The sequence below is a fragment of the Tepidibacter aestuarii genome (assembly GCF_934924865.1).
Lineage (GTDB): Bacteria > Bacillota > Clostridia > Peptostreptococcales > Peptostreptococcaceae > Tepidibacter_A > Tepidibacter_A aestuarii.
The window spans coordinates 2360980-2378946 of record NZ_OW235315.1; the positions used below are offsets into that span (position 1 = coordinate 2360980).

Annotated in this window: 21 protein-coding genes and 1 riboswitch; all 21 genes read right to left on the reverse strand. The window is 31.9% G+C overall.

What is annotated here, in order from left to right:
* Nucleotides 1–27: 27 nt before the first annotated feature.
* A complete protein-coding gene (kdd, locus tag M2214_RS11685) occupies nucleotides 28–1062 on the reverse strand; it encodes an L-erythro-3,5-diaminohexanoate dehydrogenase (RefSeq protein WP_248478270.1) in 1035 nt (344 codons plus the stop codon).
* 18 nt (nucleotides 1063–1080) lie between these two features.
* Nucleotides 1081–1740, reverse strand: coding sequence for a 3-oxoacid CoA-transferase subunit B (locus M2214_RS11690; protein ID WP_248478272.1), 660 nt, complete (start codon nucleotides 1738–1740; stop codon nucleotides 1081–1083).
* 4 nt (nucleotides 1741–1744) lie between these two features.
* On the reverse strand, nucleotides 1745–2398 hold the full coding sequence (locus tag M2214_RS11695) for a 3-oxoacid CoA-transferase subunit A (protein ID WP_248478274.1): 654 nt from the start codon (nucleotides 2396–2398) through the stop codon (nucleotides 1745–1747).
* Nucleotides 2399–2402: 4 nt separating this feature from the next.
* Nucleotides 2403–3224: a 3-keto-5-aminohexanoate cleavage enzyme gene (kce, locus tag M2214_RS11700; RefSeq protein ID WP_248478276.1), complete on the reverse strand. Its 822-nt coding sequence runs from the start codon at nucleotides 3222–3224 to the stop codon at nucleotides 2403–2405.
* 11 nt (nucleotides 3225–3235) lie between these two features.
* Nucleotides 3236–3616 carry a 3-aminobutyryl-CoA ammonia lyase gene (kal, locus tag M2214_RS11705; protein WP_248478285.1) on the reverse strand — a complete coding sequence of 127 codons (381 nt, stop codon included), beginning with the start codon at nucleotides 3614–3616 and terminating at the stop codon, nucleotides 3236–3238.
* 131 nt (nucleotides 3617–3747) lie between these two features.
* Nucleotides 3748–3924: riboswitch (Lysine riboswitch) on the reverse strand.
* A 102-nt stretch (nucleotides 3925–4026) separates the two neighbouring features.
* A complete protein-coding gene (mgsA, locus tag M2214_RS11710; RefSeq protein ID WP_248478287.1) occupies nucleotides 4027–4437 on the reverse strand; it encodes a methylglyoxal synthase in 411 nt (136 codons plus the stop codon).
* Between the two features lie 15 nt (nucleotides 4438–4452).
* Nucleotides 4453–5544 (reverse strand): rod shape-determining protein RodA, encoded by a 1092-nt coding sequence (gene rodA / locus M2214_RS11715; RefSeq protein ID WP_248484846.1) that lies wholly within the window; start codon nucleotides 5542–5544, stop codon nucleotides 4453–4455.
* Nucleotides 5545–5761: 217 nt separating this feature from the next.
* Complete coding sequence (gene minE, locus M2214_RS11720; protein WP_248478289.1) at nucleotides 5762–6046, reverse strand: cell division topological specificity factor MinE; 285 nt, start codon at nucleotides 6044–6046, stop codon at nucleotides 5762–5764.
* An 11-nt stretch (nucleotides 6047–6057) separates the two neighbouring features.
* Nucleotides 6058–6855 carry a septum site-determining protein MinD gene (minD, locus tag M2214_RS11725; RefSeq protein ID WP_248478297.1) on the reverse strand — a complete coding sequence of 266 codons (798 nt, stop codon included), beginning with the start codon at nucleotides 6853–6855 and terminating at the stop codon, nucleotides 6058–6060.
* 27 nt (nucleotides 6856–6882) lie between these two features.
* On the reverse strand, nucleotides 6883–7527 hold the full coding sequence (gene minC / locus M2214_RS11730; RefSeq protein ID WP_248478299.1) for a septum site-determining protein MinC: 645 nt from the start codon (nucleotides 7525–7527) through the stop codon (nucleotides 6883–6885).
* A gap of 63 nt (nucleotides 7528–7590) precedes the next feature.
* Nucleotides 7591–10386, reverse strand: a complete 2796-nt coding sequence (locus M2214_RS11735; protein WP_248478301.1) for a penicillin-binding transpeptidase domain-containing protein — start codon at nucleotides 10384–10386, stop codon at nucleotides 7591–7593.
* Nucleotides 10387–10396: 10 nt separating this feature from the next.
* Entirely contained in the window at nucleotides 10397–10885 is a 489-nt protein-coding gene (mreD, locus tag M2214_RS11740; RefSeq protein WP_248478303.1) for a rod shape-determining protein MreD, read from the reverse strand.
* Nucleotides 10886–10898: 13 nt separating this feature from the next.
* Nucleotides 10899–11768, reverse strand: coding sequence for a rod shape-determining protein MreC (gene mreC / locus M2214_RS11745; RefSeq protein WP_248478305.1), 870 nt, complete (start codon nucleotides 11766–11768; stop codon nucleotides 10899–10901).
* Nucleotides 11769–11782: 14 nt separating this feature from the next.
* Nucleotides 11783–12814: a rod shape-determining protein gene (locus M2214_RS11750; protein ID WP_305879820.1), complete on the reverse strand. Its 1032-nt coding sequence runs from the start codon at nucleotides 12812–12814 to the stop codon at nucleotides 11783–11785.
* Nucleotides 12815–12868: 54 nt separating this feature from the next.
* Nucleotides 12869–13567, reverse strand: coding sequence for a RadC family protein (gene radC / locus M2214_RS11755; RefSeq protein WP_248478307.1), 699 nt, complete (start codon nucleotides 13565–13567; stop codon nucleotides 12869–12871).
* A 16-nt stretch (nucleotides 13568–13583) separates the two neighbouring features.
* Nucleotides 13584–14162: a Maf family protein gene (locus M2214_RS11760; protein ID WP_248478309.1), complete on the reverse strand. Its 579-nt coding sequence runs from the start codon at nucleotides 14160–14162 to the stop codon at nucleotides 13584–13586.
* A 103-nt stretch (nucleotides 14163–14265) separates the two neighbouring features.
* Nucleotides 14266–15240, reverse strand: coding sequence for an RnfABCDGE type electron transport complex subunit B (rnfB, locus tag M2214_RS11765; RefSeq protein WP_248478311.1), 975 nt, complete (start codon nucleotides 15238–15240; stop codon nucleotides 14266–14268).
* Between the two features lie 16 nt (nucleotides 15241–15256).
* Complete coding sequence (rsxA, locus tag M2214_RS11770; RefSeq protein ID WP_248478313.1) at nucleotides 15257–15829, reverse strand: electron transport complex subunit RsxA; 573 nt, start codon at nucleotides 15827–15829, stop codon at nucleotides 15257–15259.
* Nucleotides 15830–15841: 12 nt separating this feature from the next.
* Complete coding sequence (gene rsxE / locus M2214_RS11775) at nucleotides 15842–16438, reverse strand: electron transport complex subunit RsxE (protein WP_248478322.1); 597 nt, start codon at nucleotides 16436–16438, stop codon at nucleotides 15842–15844.
* Between the two features lie 15 nt (nucleotides 16439–16453).
* Nucleotides 16454–17011 carry an RnfABCDGE type electron transport complex subunit G gene (locus M2214_RS11780; protein ID WP_248478324.1) on the reverse strand — a complete coding sequence of 186 codons (558 nt, stop codon included), beginning with the start codon at nucleotides 17009–17011 and terminating at the stop codon, nucleotides 16454–16456.
* Nucleotides 17011–17955, reverse strand: a complete 945-nt coding sequence (locus tag M2214_RS11785; protein ID WP_248478327.1) for an RnfABCDGE type electron transport complex subunit D — start codon at nucleotides 17953–17955, stop codon at nucleotides 17011–17013. Before M2214_RS11785 ends, M2214_RS11780 begins: the two co-directional genes overlap by 1 nt.
* Nucleotides 17956–17967 lie beyond the last annotated feature (12 nt).

A 17967-nucleotide genomic window follows, 5' to 3' on the forward strand; every position in this document is an offset into this window, starting at 1 on the left:
ATACCCTTATATATATTTAAATTTACTTTAAGCATATAAATCCTTAAATATGTTTCTAAGTGTGTCACACTCTCTTAAATCTTCTAATGTTATATCAGCATGTTTTTTGGTATATCCATTACCTATTATCATAGTTACATCTTTGCCTACACCTTCTGCCCCAAGTGCTGCTTTTGTAAAGCTTGTTGCCATTGAGAAGAAATATACTATACCTTCATCTCTAACTGGTAATATGCTAGACATTTCTGTATTCTCTACGTTTACGCAGTTAATAGATATGTCTACTTCTTTTCCATCATTAACTCTTAATACTTCATTTAAAACCTGAGTTGGATTTTTAGCATCTGCAACTACTATTTCATTGCAAAATCCAGTATAGTTGAGAAGATCTTTGCTTTTTTGATTTCTTACAAGCCCTATAACCTTTCCATTTTGACCAACAGCTTTTTTAGCTTCATAACAACAAAGTAATCCTGATTTTCCAGCAGCACCTAATATAAGTACCGTCTCTCCCTTTTTAGCTAATTTTCTAGTCTGTGCAGGTGCTCCAGCTACATCAAGAGCTGCAAGAGCTAGAGTTTCCTCCATATCATCTGGTAAGACTGAATATATGCCACTTTCAAACAATATAGCCTTTCCTTTTATTTCAACTCTATCTATTTCAGGCTTTATGTCTATAATTTCATCTATTTTAAGTGGAGTTAAAGAAAGTGAAACTAGTGTTGCTATTTTGTCCCCTTCTTTCAAATCTACTTTATCACTTACACTGTCCCCTATTTTTTCAACTCTTCCAATTAGCATTCCACCTGATCCTGTTACTGGATTTTGCATTTTTCCTTTTTCATTTACTATTTGAAGTATTCTAGATTTTATTTTTTCTACATTTCCTGAGCATTCTTCTTCTATTTGAGTAAAACTTGCAGAATCTATATTAAGAGCATCAACATCTATTAGTATCTCATTATCGTATATATTCATATCATTAGATATTCTATTTGCTGGTTGTGGCAAAACTTCTTTTGGCTCAATTACTCTGTGTGTTCCATATTTACATAATTTCATAGTTTATCCCCCTTTAATTTAGTTCATATATTTTAAATTTTCTGAAATTTTAAGATTCGCATCAGTTAATTCTTGTATTTGCTCAACTGTAATATCTTTATTTATCTCTTTTAATACAAGTCCCTCATTTGTAACCTCTATAACCCCATATTCAGTAACAATCAAATCAACTACTCCTTTTGCCGTAAATGGAAGACTACACTCTTTTAGTATTTTTGGCTTTCCTTTTGCTGTATGTATCATTGCCACTATAACTTTTTTTGCTCCTACTACTAAGTCCATAGCTCCACCCATACCAGGAACTAATTTCCCGGGAATTATCCAATTTGCAAGATTTCCTTTTTCATCAACCTGAAGAGCTCCTAAAACAGTAACATCTACATGTCCTCCTCTTATTAATCCAAACGACATAGAACTATCGAAGAATGCTCCTTCATTTAGTATAGAAACAAACTGTCCCCCTGCATTAGTTATATTCTCATCTATACCTTCATCTCTAACTAATCTTCCCATTCCAACCATTCCATTTTCAGATTGGAATGTAACATTAATATTATCAGGTATATAATTTACAACCTTAGTTGGAAGACCTATTCCTAAATTCACCAATTGTCCATCATTTAACTCCTTAGCTACTCTTTTCGCAATTATTTCCTTAGCTTCTTTTGGATCTATCATAAATCTATTCATCTCCTTTGACTATGTAATCAATCAAAACCCCTGGTGTCATTACTGATTCTTGATTTATCTCTCCTGTATCTACTAAAGACTGTGCTTCTACAATAACTTTATCTGAAGCCATGGCTATCATAGGATTAAAGTTTTTAGTAGTTCCTTTGTAATATGTATTCCCAAATTCATCTACGACACTTCCCTTAATCAGACCTATATCAGCCTTAAGAGGAAGCTCTAACAAATATTCTTTTTCATGTATATTTATTTTCTGCTTATTTTCTTCTACTAAAGTTCCAATCCCAGTCTCAGTAAGTACACCTCCAAGGCCAAACCCACCAGCTCTTATTCTTTCAATCAAAGTCCCCTGTGGAGATAATTCAACCTCCATTTTTCCCTCATTCATCAATCTTCCCGTTTCAGCATTAGTTCCTATATGAGATGCTATAACTTTTTTTACTTGATTATTAGCAATAAGTCTTCCAATCCCTTTGTCAACAAAACTTGTATCATTACCTATAATAGTCAAATCTTTTATATTCATATCTATTAATAGATCAATCAGTTTCTCTGGTGTTCCACATCCTAAGAATCCACCTATCATAATAGTAATTCCATCTTTGAATAAGCTTTTTAAAGAATCTACATCAACTACCTTATTCATATTCTCACCCCTTGAGTTTAAGTATTTTTCTAGCTTCATCACAAGAAGCTATCTCTCTTCCTAATACTTTAGATATTTTAACTGCCTTTTCAACTAACTCTGCATTTGACTTAGCTAAAACACCTTTTGATATGTACACATTATCTTCAAACCCAACTCTAACATGACCGCCTAAAAGTATTGATAGAGCTGCCATTTCAAATTCATATCTTCCAATTCCAGCAACAGTAAAAGTCGCATTTTTAGGTATACTTCCCTTTAAAAATAATAAATCTCTACAACTTGCACTTATTCCTCCATTAACTCCCATAACAAAGTTAAAATGCATATTGTCATCTATATATCCTTTCTTAAAAAGCCTTATAGCTGTATCTATCATACCTTTGTCAAATACTTCTATTTCAGGCTTTATATTAATCTCTTTCATTTTAATTGCAAACTCTTTAATCGTGTTTTCAGAATTTACAAATATATCGTCTCCTCCAAAATTACATGTTCCACAATCAAGTGTTGCCATTTCTGGATCCAAATATATAGGTTGAAGTCTTTCTTCATTACTCATACCAACTGCGCCACCAGTAGACGGTTGTATTATAACGTCTGGGCATCTATTTTTAATCTCATTTATACAAGCTCTAAATCTTTCTATATTTTGAGTTGGTTGTCCATTATCTTCTCTTACATGCAGATGTATTATACTGGCTCCAGCTTCATAAGCCCTTTGCGCTTCATCTCCTATCTCTTTAACAGTATACGGAACCGTAGGGTTATGAGCCTTTGTAACCTCTGCACCACATATAGCTGCAGTTATAATTAACTTATCCATATTTTACCTCCTTATCTTCTCTGCTTATCTTTTGGAACAACACAAGTTCCACTTGCTCTACACACAACTATAGGATCATCTAGTATATCTGCAGCAGAATCATTTATATCTGGTCTTTGAACTGCAACCTTTCTAGCTTCAAATATCATCTTTCTAGAAGAATTGCCTTCACTCACTATACGCCCATATGCCTCTATATAGTCACCCGCATAGACAGGTGCTAAAAACTCAACATTGTCATATGCTTTAAAAAGACCTTCATCTCCATCATTTCTAATCAAAAGTTCTGTAGCTACATCTCCAAATAGCTGAAGCATCTTTGCTCCATCAACTAAGTTTCCTCCATAATGTGCATCATGTAAGCTCATTCTAACTCTTATCAAAACATCCATAATTCATCCCCCTTTTTGTTTAAAAAATTTACTTTCTTTATAATTTACTTAGCGATAAAAAGCGTTGAAAATAATTATTTTCAACGCTTTAAAATAGTGCTAATTTACGCAATGAAAATCTTTATTCCCACCACATAAATAGCACATCATAATATAAATGACAGTTACAAAGCTATGCACTTTGTACCCAAGAACTCATTTAAGAACAAACAAATTCTTTCGGCAAGAAAACCATTCATCTTTAATATCAGAGGTTCTTCTCCTTAAAATTAAAAATTACCCTTTTTCCTGCGGCCTCTATTCATGCAAATAATTAAGTTTTTCCTTTACACTAATAAATATGATTAAATATCTATTTATATGCAAAAAAAATATGCTATCTAGAATCTAGATAGCATATTTTTGCTTAATTATTTGAACATGTTAGTTTTTCTTACACTTCTCCAATCTAAATCTCCTCTTTCAATAGCTTTTATAAATATCTCAGCACTTGCTAAGTTAGTAGCTACTGGAACATAATGTACATCGCACAACCTTATTAAAGCTTGTATATCTGGCTCATGAGGCTGAGACTCTAATGCATCTCTTAAAAATATAACTAAATCCATATCTTCTTCTGCAATTTTTGCACCGATTTGTTGGTCTCCTCCTAATGGCCCAGATAAAAATCTATTTACTTGAAGTCCAGATCCCTCTTGAATTCTAAGTCCTGTAGTTCCAGTAGCATACAAATTGTGTTTTTCTAATATATCTTTATATGCTATTGTAAAATTAACCATAGTTTCTTTTTTCCTGTCATGAGCTATTAAAGCTATATTCATATATATACACTTCCTTTAAAAGTTTATCTTTTTTCTTCTCATAGATACATTTAATACTATACCAAGAGCCATCATACTAGTAACCAAAGAACTCCCACCATAACTAACAAAAGGAAGAGTAACTCCAGTAACAGGCATAAGTCCTATAGCCATTCCTATATTTTGAATAATTTGATACAAGAACATAAATAATACGCCTATTGTTATTAAAGTTCCATAAAAATCCTTTGCATTCTTTGCTATTTTAAGTATTCTATTTAAAAACAAGGAAAACAACAGTGCTAATACAACTCCACCGATTAAGCCTAATTCTTCTCCTAATACAGCGAATATAAAATCTGTTTCCTGTACAGGAAGGAAATTATATTGATTTTGAGTTCCTTTAAAAAGACCTTTTCCAAATATCTTTCCAGATCCTATTGCTACCATAGACTGAATAACCTGATAATTTCCAGGGTATTTCGGATCCCCGGGATGTAAAAAAGCATCTATTCTAACTCTTTGATGCGGTTTTAAAAAATTATATACTATAGGTATAGATACTATAGCAGTAATGGACGTATAAGCTATTATCTTATAATTAAGTCCCGAAACAAATGTCATACCAAATATTATAGATATAAATACTATTGCAGTTCCTAAATCGGGTTGTTTTAAAATCAACAACAATATAGGTGCTGCATATGCGATTATAGGTAACAAATCTTTAAATGTGTTTAACTTATTTTTTTTATTTTCCAAAAATTTAGCAAAGCTTATTATAAACCCTAACTTAACTATTTCTGATGTTTGAATATCTATTGGTCCTAATTTAATCCATGAAGTAGCACCTGCATGAGACACCCCTAAACCGGGAATATAAACCGCTAATAGCAAAAATATATTGAACCCATATATATACTTATGGTATTTTCCTATATTATTATAGTCAAACAATAGCATAACAAATATTACAACCAAACCTATCACAAATGATAAAGCTTGCACTTTAAGCTGTCTAAAACTTCCTGAATCATTAACATGTGTTGCACTACTTATAATAACCATTCCTATTGAAAATATTGCTATTACAGTGGCAACTAATATCCAATCAATATCCTTAAACATTTTTAATTCTATCTTCAATGTCTTCACCTACTTAAAAAAATTAGTCTAGTCGCTGCGCGCTGACTCATGGCGCCAACAAATCTTCCGACTCTGTTGCTTAAAAATAGTTGCAAATGTAGTTATTTCACTAATGTTATACATAATTTGAAAATTATACAATTTTCTTGTCCATAAAAATATTATTGGGAAATCCTATACGGATTCCCCAATAATATTTTTATCTTATTCCTTCTTTTACTTTTCTTATCGGTATGTTTGCAACAAGTGCAGACATAGGAGCATCATCATCTGAATTTCTTGACTTTGCAACTCTAACCTCTAAGCCACTTTCATCAATTTCTATGTATTCAGATATAACATTTATAATGTCTCCTTTTATCATATCTAGAAATTTGGAAGAACAATCTACTCTATCATGAACCAGCACTAATTTAAGCCTTTCTTTTGCTACATTCTTGCTAGTCTTAGATTCATTTCCAAACATCTTAAATAAATCTAACAAAGCTTCCCCCCCTATCTAGCAATGCCAAATATTTTTTTCAACTTATTCATAAAAGAATCTTGTGTCTCCATACTTAAAAACGGAACTTGTTCACCCATTATTCTTTGACAAACATTTCTATACGCTTGTCCAGCTAATGATTTAGAATCAGTAACAGCAGGTTCCCCTTTATTAGTAGATATTATAACACTTTCATCATCAGGTATAACTCCCAATAAATCTATAGCTAATATATCTATTATATCTTCCATATCCATCATATCTCCGCGCTTAACCATCTCAAGTCTTATTCTGTTGATTATTAGTTCTGGATCATGTATTTCATTAGCCTCTAAAAGTCCTATTATTCTATCTGCATCTCTAACCGCAGACACTTCAGGAGTTGTAACTACTAATGCTCTATCTGCTCCAGCTATTGCATTTTTAAATCCTTGCTCAATTCCCGCAGGACAATCAATTAATGCATAATCAAATGATTCTTTTAATGAATCACAAAGCTTCTTCATCTGTTCTGGAGTTATGGCATTTTTATCTCTAGTTTGAGCAGCAGGTAAAAGATATAAATTTTCAAATCTCTTATCCTTTATAAGTGCTTGCTTTAACCTACAAGTCCCTTCAACTACATCTACAATATCATAAACAATTCTATTTTCAAGACCCATTACAACATCTAAATTTCTAAGACCAATATCAGCATCAACCACTACAGTTTTTTTACCAGAAAGGCTAAGAGCTGTTCCTAAGTTAGCACTAGTCGTAGTCTTTCCAACTCCACCTTTCCCTGATGTAATTACAATAACTTCACCCACAATACTACCCCCATTCGTGCATATTAACTATCTTTTATTTAAATATGGCTCTATTACTATGAAATTATCCTTTATAAAGGCTATTTCAGGATAATTAGGCTTTTGAAATTCTTCATCAGGAGCTATAGATATTAAATTATCAATCCTAAGTTGCATAGGATTTAAATCATATGCAACAACAAAGGCATCTTTATTTCCATTAGCGCCTGCATGAACAACTCCTCTTAAGCATCCCATTATAATGACATTACCATAAGCTACTATTTGAGCTCCTGGATTTACATCTCCTATAACAACTACATTTCCTTTAAACTCAATCTTCATTCCAGATCTTAAAGTAGTTTTAACAAATTTAGTTTGACCTTCATTTATTCCATCAAATATTGATTCTTCTTCCACAAATTCTATTTGAAATTTATTACTTATAACTTCTTTAAGCTCTATTTGCTGAAGATCTGTAATTGTATCACTATTGACAGAAGCTATTTTTGCTCCTATAAAAAATCTTCCAGCGCATTCAATTTTTTGCATTATTTCTTGTTTAACTGTTTCAAAGTCATCACAATTTTTTATATTTATGACTAAGCCTTTTTTACTTCCTTTAAATTCTACATTATCTCTTTTTAAATTTCTTTTATTTCCTTTAAATTCTATTACATCTCCTAAAGCCATATGATTTCCTCCAAAAGATTATATATTTTTATTATTCTTCAAAAACTATATAAATCCTTCTTTTTATCGTTTTAATTCTTCCTTTATATTTAGTTTTTCTTTAACGTCATAATCATCTTCATTCTTTGTAAGTCCAAAATACTCAACCATTATATCCCTAGCTACCGGAGCTGCATACCCTCCATGTCCACCTTGGAATATAAGTGATACAACAGCTATTTCAGGATCATCATAAGGTGCAAACGACACAAACCAAGCAAAGTTATCATAAGTGTCCTTAAATCTATTTATTTCATCATAAGTAAGACGTGGATTTAGCTTGTACAAAGCTTTTCTTATATAATAATCCTTGCTGTACTTACTATCTTCTGCTTTTTCATACTCATCTGCAAGAGCTAAAGCTTCCTGAGTGTTAACCCCATAACTTGACATATGAGAAATTAAATATTCAACTTCATCAGCAGTTGGAATTCTACCACTTTTTTGTGCAGTACCAGTTTTTGCCCCAACCTTAACAGGAAATTGACCAAATACCTTTTTCGCAGTTCCCTGCTGAGTAACTCTTAACATAGCCTTTTTAATTTCTTCCAAGTTTGAGTTATCATTTAAAGGTATTTTTTCTCTTTCAAGATCAACTTTATCTATATTCATTTTATCATAAGACTCTATTTTATCAACTACAGTAACTTTATTCTTATATCCTCCATTGACAAGTCCAGATATATAATTTGCCATTTGAAGTGGTGTATATGAATTTGCACCTTGACCTATAGATATATTAAATGTATCTCCTGTAGTCCACTTAGCTTGATTAAAATAACTATACTTAATTAAATCAGCAACTTCGGCTACTTTATCTTCTTTTATGTGTAAATCTTCTAGTCTCTTTAACAAAGTGCCTCTACCTGGATTTTCGGCCATCCAACTAACTATTTTACCTATTCTTTTTTCATATTCTTGATTATCTTCACCAGTTATATCGTCAAAGTAAGTTTTGAGTTTTCTATCAAGAGCATATTTAAGAGATCTTTTAGTAGTTTCAAATTTATCTTCTGGGTTGGGAACCTTACCAGGAATTTCTTCTATTTCAATTCCAGTTTTTTCATCAAGTCCAAATAATCTTGCATATCTAAGTATCTCATCTACATTCATTTTAACAGGAAGAGGTTTTTCTTTAGCATAATCATATCCCACACTTACACTGTACATATAATAGTTGCAAGACTGCTCTATTGCTTTGTATAAATTTGTAGCTCCATGACTTCCTCTTCTTTCATTCCATATCCAACATCCAAATGACTTATTTCCAAGCATTATACGCCCTTTATCATATATTTCATAATTTGGATCTAGACCATTATCTATAGCAGCAAGTCCAGTTATCATCTTAAATACAGAACCAGGCTGAACAAAAGTCATTGTTGCTATATTGTAAAGAGGTTTAGCTGCTAGTGGATTATTTTTATTTTTAGGAAGAAGGCTGTTCATATCCTCAGTCGTTATACCCGTTGCAAATAAATTAGGATCGTAATCTGGATAACTAGCCATAGCTAGAACCTCTCCAGTTTTAACATCAAGTGCAACAACAGCACCTGAAGTAGCTTTATTATATATTTTTTTACCGTCGTTTAATCTATAATTTCCCCAAGGACTTTCATATGTTCCTCCAACCTGTATTGTTTTTAATAATTTTTCAAGAGAATCTTCTGCTACTTTCTGTAAATCCTTGTCTATTGTTAAGTAAACAGTATCTCCAGCTTTAGGAGACTGTATCTCTATCTTCTCTATTAGCCTTCCAGCTGAATCAACTACAACTTTTTTAAATCCTTTTTCTCCATGGAGCTTATCTTCAAACGTTTTTTCAATACCAGTTTTTCCTATCATATCACTTATACTATATCCTTTATCTGTAGTATAAGTATCTATTTCTGTTTGTTGAGATATTTTACCTATTTGTCCAAGTATATGAGATGCTAAATTTTCATTTGGATAATACCTGATAGGCTCAGTTTCTATACTAACCCCTGGAAGCTCTATTGCAAGTTCCTCTATTTCTGCAACTGTCTCTTTTTTAACATCAATTGCAAGCTTTATAGGCTGGTACTGCAAATATCCCTGAGACTTCAGCAAATCTCTAAATAAAAGTATTTTTCTAGCTTCATCATTATTTAAATCATCAGAAACATCAAAATATTCCTTCAATTTACCAAATGCATCTTCTGCACTTATATTCTCTTCTTTTATTCTATATCTATACAACCATTGAGCTTTTTTAACATTTTCTGCAAACTCCCATTTTGAAACGTATATAGGAGGATAATATCCATTTTCATTTAACATTTTCTGTAAGTCATATTCAGTAGTATTATTATCTACTCTAATAACTCCTTCATCTACTAATCCATCTACTATATGGTAAAAACTTTCTTTTGCATTATAGCTAGCAGGAATATCGTACTTATCTTTCCATTCCTGAATGTTTTTATCATAAGTATATGCAAACTGTCCATTTTGCCTTATTATAGGGAATTCATCTATGTACTTTTCTCCATTTTTCTCTAAAACATTTATAACTCTTTGACCAACTTCATTTGCATTGGCTTTTTCTATTTCATTTTTAAGGAGTTGAACAGTAAAAGATGCTCTATTTCCAGCAAGCAATCTTCCATACCTATCCCTTATTTCTCCTCTAGGGCCTTCTACTAGTATTTTTTTATATACCTTGTTTTGAGCTTGTTCAAAATAGTAATCACCCTTTATAATTGTCATATATCCTAGTTTTAATATAATAATAGAAAATATGACAACAAAAGAAACTCTTAAAACATCATATCTATCCTTAATTTTTTTATTTACCATATAATCACCACTAAATATTGTCTATTTTTTTTACAAAATCTATTAAAACTTTATATATGACCAAAGCAAACAGCATGTTTAAAGTAGGTATAAAAACAACTCCTTTGATCAAAGAAAACAGTATTTTTTCACTTGCAAATAAGCTTTTTAATAAAATACAGTTTATAAGAGACTCAAATAAGGAAGAAAAAAATGTTAGTATTAATATAGTTGTAACATTATGTTTGAATATCTTATCTTCTAATATTCCGTATACATATCCTATAACAAAAAATACAAGAGCATTAACCCCTATAAATTTTCCAATTAATGCATCCTTTAAAATGCCAAGTACTAACCCTATTAAAGCTCCTTCATTTCTTTTAACAAATAAAGAAATAATAGTTATATATACAATAGACATATTTAGGCTTATATCAAATATATCTATATAATTCACAATACTATTTTCTATAATTATTATGAATATTCCTACTAAAATTAATATTATATTTTTCATAATTATTACCTCTTTATTCTACTATTCTAGGTCTTGTTATTAATACTTTATCTATGTGCTTAAAATCTACATAAGGCTTTACCTTTACATATTTTAACAAATTATTTTTATCCTCTATAACCTTTTCAACCTCTCCTAGAGGTATACCTTTTGGATATATTCCAATTCCAGAAGTTATAAGCATATCACCTGGCACAACTTCGTATTTAATATCAAACAAATAGCCCTTAAGATATCCAGCAAAGTTTTCATTAGAATCTATCGATATATTTTGACTTATAACACCCGTATATTCTCCTTTTCTTAAAACCTCAAAACTAACAGCAGATTTACTGTTTATAAGTGAAATTGCCTTACAATAATTATCCGATACATCATATACTTTTCCAACAAGACCTGTTCCAGATACCACTATACTATCTTTAATAACACCATCTTTTTTACCAGCAGATATTGTAAATGAATCATACCAATTTCCATCATTTTTACTTATAACAGATGCACTAATATAGTTTTGGTCATATCCTTCTGGTATATAATTTAAAGATTTTTTAAGATTTTGAAGTTCACTTAATTCATCTTTACTTAAGTCTATTTCTATTACCTTCTTTTTTAAATCCTCGTTTTCTTTTGAAAGCTGTTCTATCTTATTTAAATTTTTCTTATAATTGATTATACCTGAAATATTTTTACTTGTTACACTAAAAACCTTATTGAATCCTCTTTGTACAGGAGTAATAATGTCAAGTACAGCACTCGGAAGATAGTTGTTATACCTTCCCTCTATTGATATTCCTATAATTACAAGTAGAGTGATAGTAATTAAACTAATCACTATCACTTCTTTATTTAACTTGTTTTTATTTTTCTTTTTGCTTCTCACGCTATCACCATCTTTTATCTTTTTCTTCCATACATAAGAATTTTATCAAAGATTTCTTTATTCTCAACAGATTTACCAGTCCCTTTTGCAACACAATCAAGTGGATCCTCTGCTATATGTACAGGCATGTGAGTCTCTTCTCTAACTAATTTGTCAAGTCCCTTTAAAAGAGCTCCTCCACCTGTAAGCATTATACCATTTTCCATAATATCAGATGCAAGCTCTGGTGGTGTTTTTTCAAGAGTAGCCTTTATTCCCTCTAATATAGTAGTTATAGGCTCTTTTAACGCTTCTCTTACCTCATTAGATGTTATGTTCATAGTTTTAGGAAGACCTGTTACTAAGTCTCTTCCTCTTATATCCATGTTTTCTTCTTCTTCTTCTTTAAACGCAGATCCTATCCTCATTTTCACGTCTTCTGCAGTTCTTTCTCCAATCATAAGGTTGTACTCTTTTTTAACGTAGTTTACTATTGATTCATCAAATTCATCTCCACCAATTCTGATTGACTTGGCTGTAACTATACCTCCTAATGATATAACAGCTATCTCACTAGTACCTCCACCTATATCGACTACCATATTTCCATCTGGCTCTTCTACTTTAAGACCAGCTCCAATAGCAGCAGCCATAGGTTCTTCTATTAAATAAGCATCTTTAGCCCCAGCTTGAATAGCAGCTTCTTCTATTGCTCTTCTTTCTACTTCTGTAACCCCATAAGGAACACATACTGCAATCCTTGGACTGTTAAACAGTGATTTTTTAGGATATGCTTTTTTTATAAAGTATCTAAGCATACTTTGAGTAACATCAAAATCAGCAATAACTCCATCTTTCATAGGTCTTATAGCTATTATATTTCCAGGAGTTCTTCCTATCATTTTCTTAGCATCTTCTCCAACAGCTAAAACTTCCTTGTTATCATCTCTTATAGCAACAACCGATGGTTCTCTTACTATAATTCCATTTCCTCTTACATAAACTAATGTATTTGCTGTTCCTAAATCTATTCCCATATCATTTGATCTCATATTAAAAAGATTCATTTTTTGTTTAGTCTTTTTTGTAGTTTTATTCTTTTTCATTTTGACTTCTCCTCTCTAGATTAAAGCTTTTTCCTTGAAGCTAAAATACACTCCATCTCCAACTATTATATGATCTATTATATCTATACCTAATATTTTTCCTCCCTCAATCAGCCTATTAGTTATGTTTTTATCTTCTCTACTCGGCTCAGGGTTACCGGAAGGATGATTATGCATAAGAATAATTTTATTCGTACTCCTTTTTATAGCTTCAATAAAGACTTCTCTTGGATGTACTAATGATGAATTCAAAGTTCCTACCGAAATTTCGACATCACATATAATCTCATTCTTCGTGTTTAATAAAATAGCTTTAAACACTTCCTTTTTTAGGTATCTAATATCTTCCATATACATATCTACTACATCGTCTGGACTTGTTATTTTTGGTTTTTTATCCGGAATAAATCTAGCAATCCTCCTGCCCAATTCTATTGCCGCCATTATTTGACAAGCTTTGGCTGTTCCTACTCCTTTTATCTCTTTAAGATCTTCTATATTAGTATCCGCTAATTTTTTTAATCCTAAAGACTTGTCCATATTTATTATGCAATTTGCAAGCTCTATAGACGACATATTTTTATTTCCTGTTCTAAGCAAAATAGCTAAAAGCTCTGCATCGGATAAACTATTTACTCCATTTAGTATTATTTTTTCTCTGGGTCTTTGGTTTTTAGCCATATCCTTTATAGATATTTTATTTATATGACCCATATACCTTCCTCCTAATTTATATAATATTTACGTCAAAATGTCTATATAAAATTTGTCCCAATTTTGAAACAGGAAGTCCTACTACATTGGAATAATCTCCGTCTATTTTTTCTACCAATAAAGAACCATAACCTTGTATACCATATGAACCTGCTTTATCCATAGGTTCTGCTGTTTTTATGTACCTTTTAATCTCGTCTTCACTAAATTCTCTCATTTTTACTTTCGTTACTTCATAATCGACAATTTTTTTATTGTCTGAAAGCCTCAACGTACAAATACCTGTAATAACTTTGTGGTATTTACCAGACAGCTGCTTTAATGTATTAAAAGCATCCTGTTCATCCTTTGGCTTCCCTAATATTTTCCCATCAAAAACAACTATTGTATCAGCCCCAATTACTATACTGTTTCTCGATGTTTTATTTGCAATATCAATTGCCTTTTGGAATGATAAGCTCATAGCTACAGATTCAGGCGTATCCTTTTCATTTACAAACTCGTCTATATCACTTTTCATAATTTCAAAATTCAAATTTAAATTAAAAAGTAATTCCTTTCTTCTAGGCGAAGCTGATGCTAATACAATATTCATAAAATCACCTCTACATAATCCATTGTCCTTAAATAGTTTATCATTTCGGTCAAAAAAAAACAATAAGGTGTGGTAAATAACCACACCTTATATTTTTACCTTTTTATTTCATTTTTATAGCATCTTTAGGACATTTTTTAGCACATTCGCTACATCCTATACACTTTTCTTCTATTACAACGTGTTTTTGCTTAAGCTCTCCTTCGATTGCTTCAACAGGACACTTCTTTTTACATATAGTACATCCAACACATTTTTCTTCTTCTATAACAGCTTTCTTTCTTTTACTAAGTTCTCCTGATATAGCTTTAGTTGGACACTTTTGTGTACAGACCATGCATTGTGTACACTTTGAATAATCTATTTTAGCTAATTTACCTTCCATAGTTATAGCTTCAAATGGGCAGGCTTTTGCACATATTCCACATCCTATACATCCAACTGCACACTTAGATTTAACATCTTTTCCAAATTCTTGACTGTTACATTCAACAACTACTTCTTGAGAATAAGGAACCCAGTCTATTACAGATTTTGGACAAACTTCTAAACATTTACCACAAGATACACATTTATCTCTATCTATGCTAGCTATTCCGTCTTTTATTACAATAGCACCGAATTGACATACATTAACACAAGTTCCTAGACCTAAACATCCATATTGACATGATTTAGATCCACCAGATACTAAGGCTGCTGCTCTACAGTCATTTATTCCATAGTATTCACTTTTTTCCTTAGCATTGTTACATGTACCTTTACATATAACCTTTGCTACTGTCTTTTCTCCGTCTTGTGCAGTTTGACCCATTATTTCTGCTATTTTAGCTGTAGTATCTGATCCTCCTACAGGACATGCATTTACTGGAGCGTCTCCAGCAACAATTGCATTTGCTAATCCTCCACAACCAGGATAACCACAACCTCCACAGTTAGCTCCTGGTAAAGCTTCATTTATAGCTTCTACTCTTGGGTCAACCTCTACAGCAAATTTTTTAGAAGCATAAGCAAGACCAGAACCGAATAAAAGTCCCATAGCACCAAGACTTATTACCGAATTTAATATTAAAGACATATTTTTCACCCCCTACCTAAACTAATCCTGTAAATCCTAAGAATGCTATTGCCATAAGACTTGCTGTAATTAAAGCAATAGGGAATCCTTTAAAACTTTCTGGCACATCTGCAAGCTCAAGTCTTTCTCTAATTCCTGCAAATAAAACTATTGCAAGTGTAAATCCAATAGCAGCACCCATACCGTTTACTATTGTTTCAATTAAATTGTAATTACTGTCTATATTTATTATAGCAACCCCTAAAACTGCACAGTTTGTAGTTATAAGTGGTAAGAAAACTCCTAATGCTTGATAAAGTGTAGGACTCATCTTTTGAATTACCATCTCAACGAACTGAACAAGAGATGCTATTACAAGTATAAACGCGATCGTTTGTAAAAATTGTATTCCAAGCGGCTCAAGCACATAATATTGAACAAAATAAGTTATTATAGATGCTAAAGTCATAACGAAAGTAACAGCCATACCCATACCTACTGCAGTTTCAACTTTTTTAGAAACTCCAAGGAACGGACATATACCTAAGAATCTAGATAATACAAAGTTATTTACTAATATAGAACTTACTAATATTAAAAATATTTCCATCCAATTCCCCTCCTAACTAGCTTTTTTATCAGCGATTTTATTAATAGTTGCAAGAAGTAAACCTAACGCTAAAAATGCACCTGGAGGTAATATCATTATAAGTGCTGGCTTATATGCACTACCTAGCACTAAATGACCAAATATAGTTCCGTTTCCAAACAGTTCTCTAACAAGACCAAGTAAAGTTAAAGAAGCTGTGAATCCAAGTCCCATTCCAATTCCATCTACTATAGATGCTACTGGTCCATTTTTAGATGCAAAACTTTCCGCTCTCGCTAATATTAAGCAGTTAACAACTATAAGAGGAATAAATAATCCAAGTTTTTTGTCAAGTGCTGGAACATAAGCTTTTAAAACCATTCCTACTAATGTAACGAATGTAGCTATTACTACTATGAATGCAGGTATTCTTATCTTAGAAGGTATAAGCTTTCTAAGAAGAGATATAACTAAGTTTGCACATATAAGAACCGCAGTTGTTGCAAGACCCATACCTAATCCATTTTCAGCAGAAGTTGTAACTCCAAGAGTTGGACACATACCTAAAACTTGTACAAATACCGGGTTTTCATTTATAATACCATTTTTAAATAATTTACCTAATTTCATAATTTCACCTCCAACCTATTTTAAAACTTCATTATATACTCTTATCGCTTCATTAACACCAGCAGTTACTGCTTTTGAAGTTATAGTTGCTCCAGCTATTGCAACAATTTCATTTTCCTTTGGTCCTGGATTTTTAATAACTTCAATGTTTTTATCTATGCCTTTTCCATTGTATTGGCTCTTAAATGGTTCATCAGCAGCCTTTGCTCCTAGTCCTGGAGTTTCTGCATGATTTCCTATAGAAATACCGTGAATAGTTCCATCTGTACCTATTCCTACCATAACTTCAACCTCTCCTGCATATCCTTTAGGAGCAGTTTTTATAGTATATCCTACTAAATCAGATCCATCTAATCCTTGATATATTTCTTTAACCATAGCTGATTCTACTTCTTTTTCAACAGGTTTAAATTCTTTAGCTTCTGCTAAAACTGCTGTACGCGCCTCAACATTAGCCTTTTCATTTTGTTCTTGTATTGCAGGTAATGTAACATCGTTAGTAAATCCTAAAACAACAGCTGATATAGATGTTATTATTAAAAGTATTACTCCCAGTTTTAATATTTCTTTCATTACTTAGCCACCTCCCCAAATACTTTAGGGTTTACATACTTATCTATAAGTGGTGCTGCTACGTTCATTAATAATATTGAGTAAGAAACCCCTTCTGGATATCCTCCCCATAATCTTATTATAGTAGTTAATGCTCCACATCCAATTGCATATATTATTTGACCTTTTTGAGTCATAGGTGATGAAGAATAATCTGTTGCCATATAGAATGCACCAATCATTAATCCACCAGCAAATAAGTGATACATTGAATTTGCTATATCAAATCCACCAAATAAGAATGTTAATACAAATACTGTTCCTATATAATAAGTAGGTATTATATAAGTAATCACTCCTCTATATAGAAGATATACTCCACCTAATATTAAAAGAATCGCAGATGTTTCTCCAATACATCCTCCTATATTACCCACTAAAAGATCGAAGAAACTTGGTTTAGCCATATCTATTGCCTCTGCACCTTTAATTATTGCAAGAGGAGTAGCTGTAGATACAGCATCTGGTCCTGGAGTTACCCAGCTTGTCATTTCAACCGGCCAAGAAGCAAGTAACATAGCACGAGCTGCAAGAGCAGGGTTCATAAAGTTGTGTCCTATTCCTCCAAATAATTGCTTTACTATAACAATTGCAAATACTGATCCTACAAAAGGTATCCATAAAGGAGCACTAGCAGGTATATTAAATGCTACTAATAATCCTGTAACTATTGCAGACCAATCGTTTATAGTTATTGGTTTTCTCATAAGTTTTTGACATAATGCTTCTGATGCAACCGCACCTATTAATGCAGATATAATTACACCTAATGCTCCCATTCCAAAATAATAAACAGCAGCTATAGTTGCTGGAACTAATGCTATTACAACATCCCTCATTATAGTAGAAGTATCTTCTTTTGATCTTAAATGAGGAGAAGAAGATATTATAAGCTTATTATCCATTCTTTTACCTCC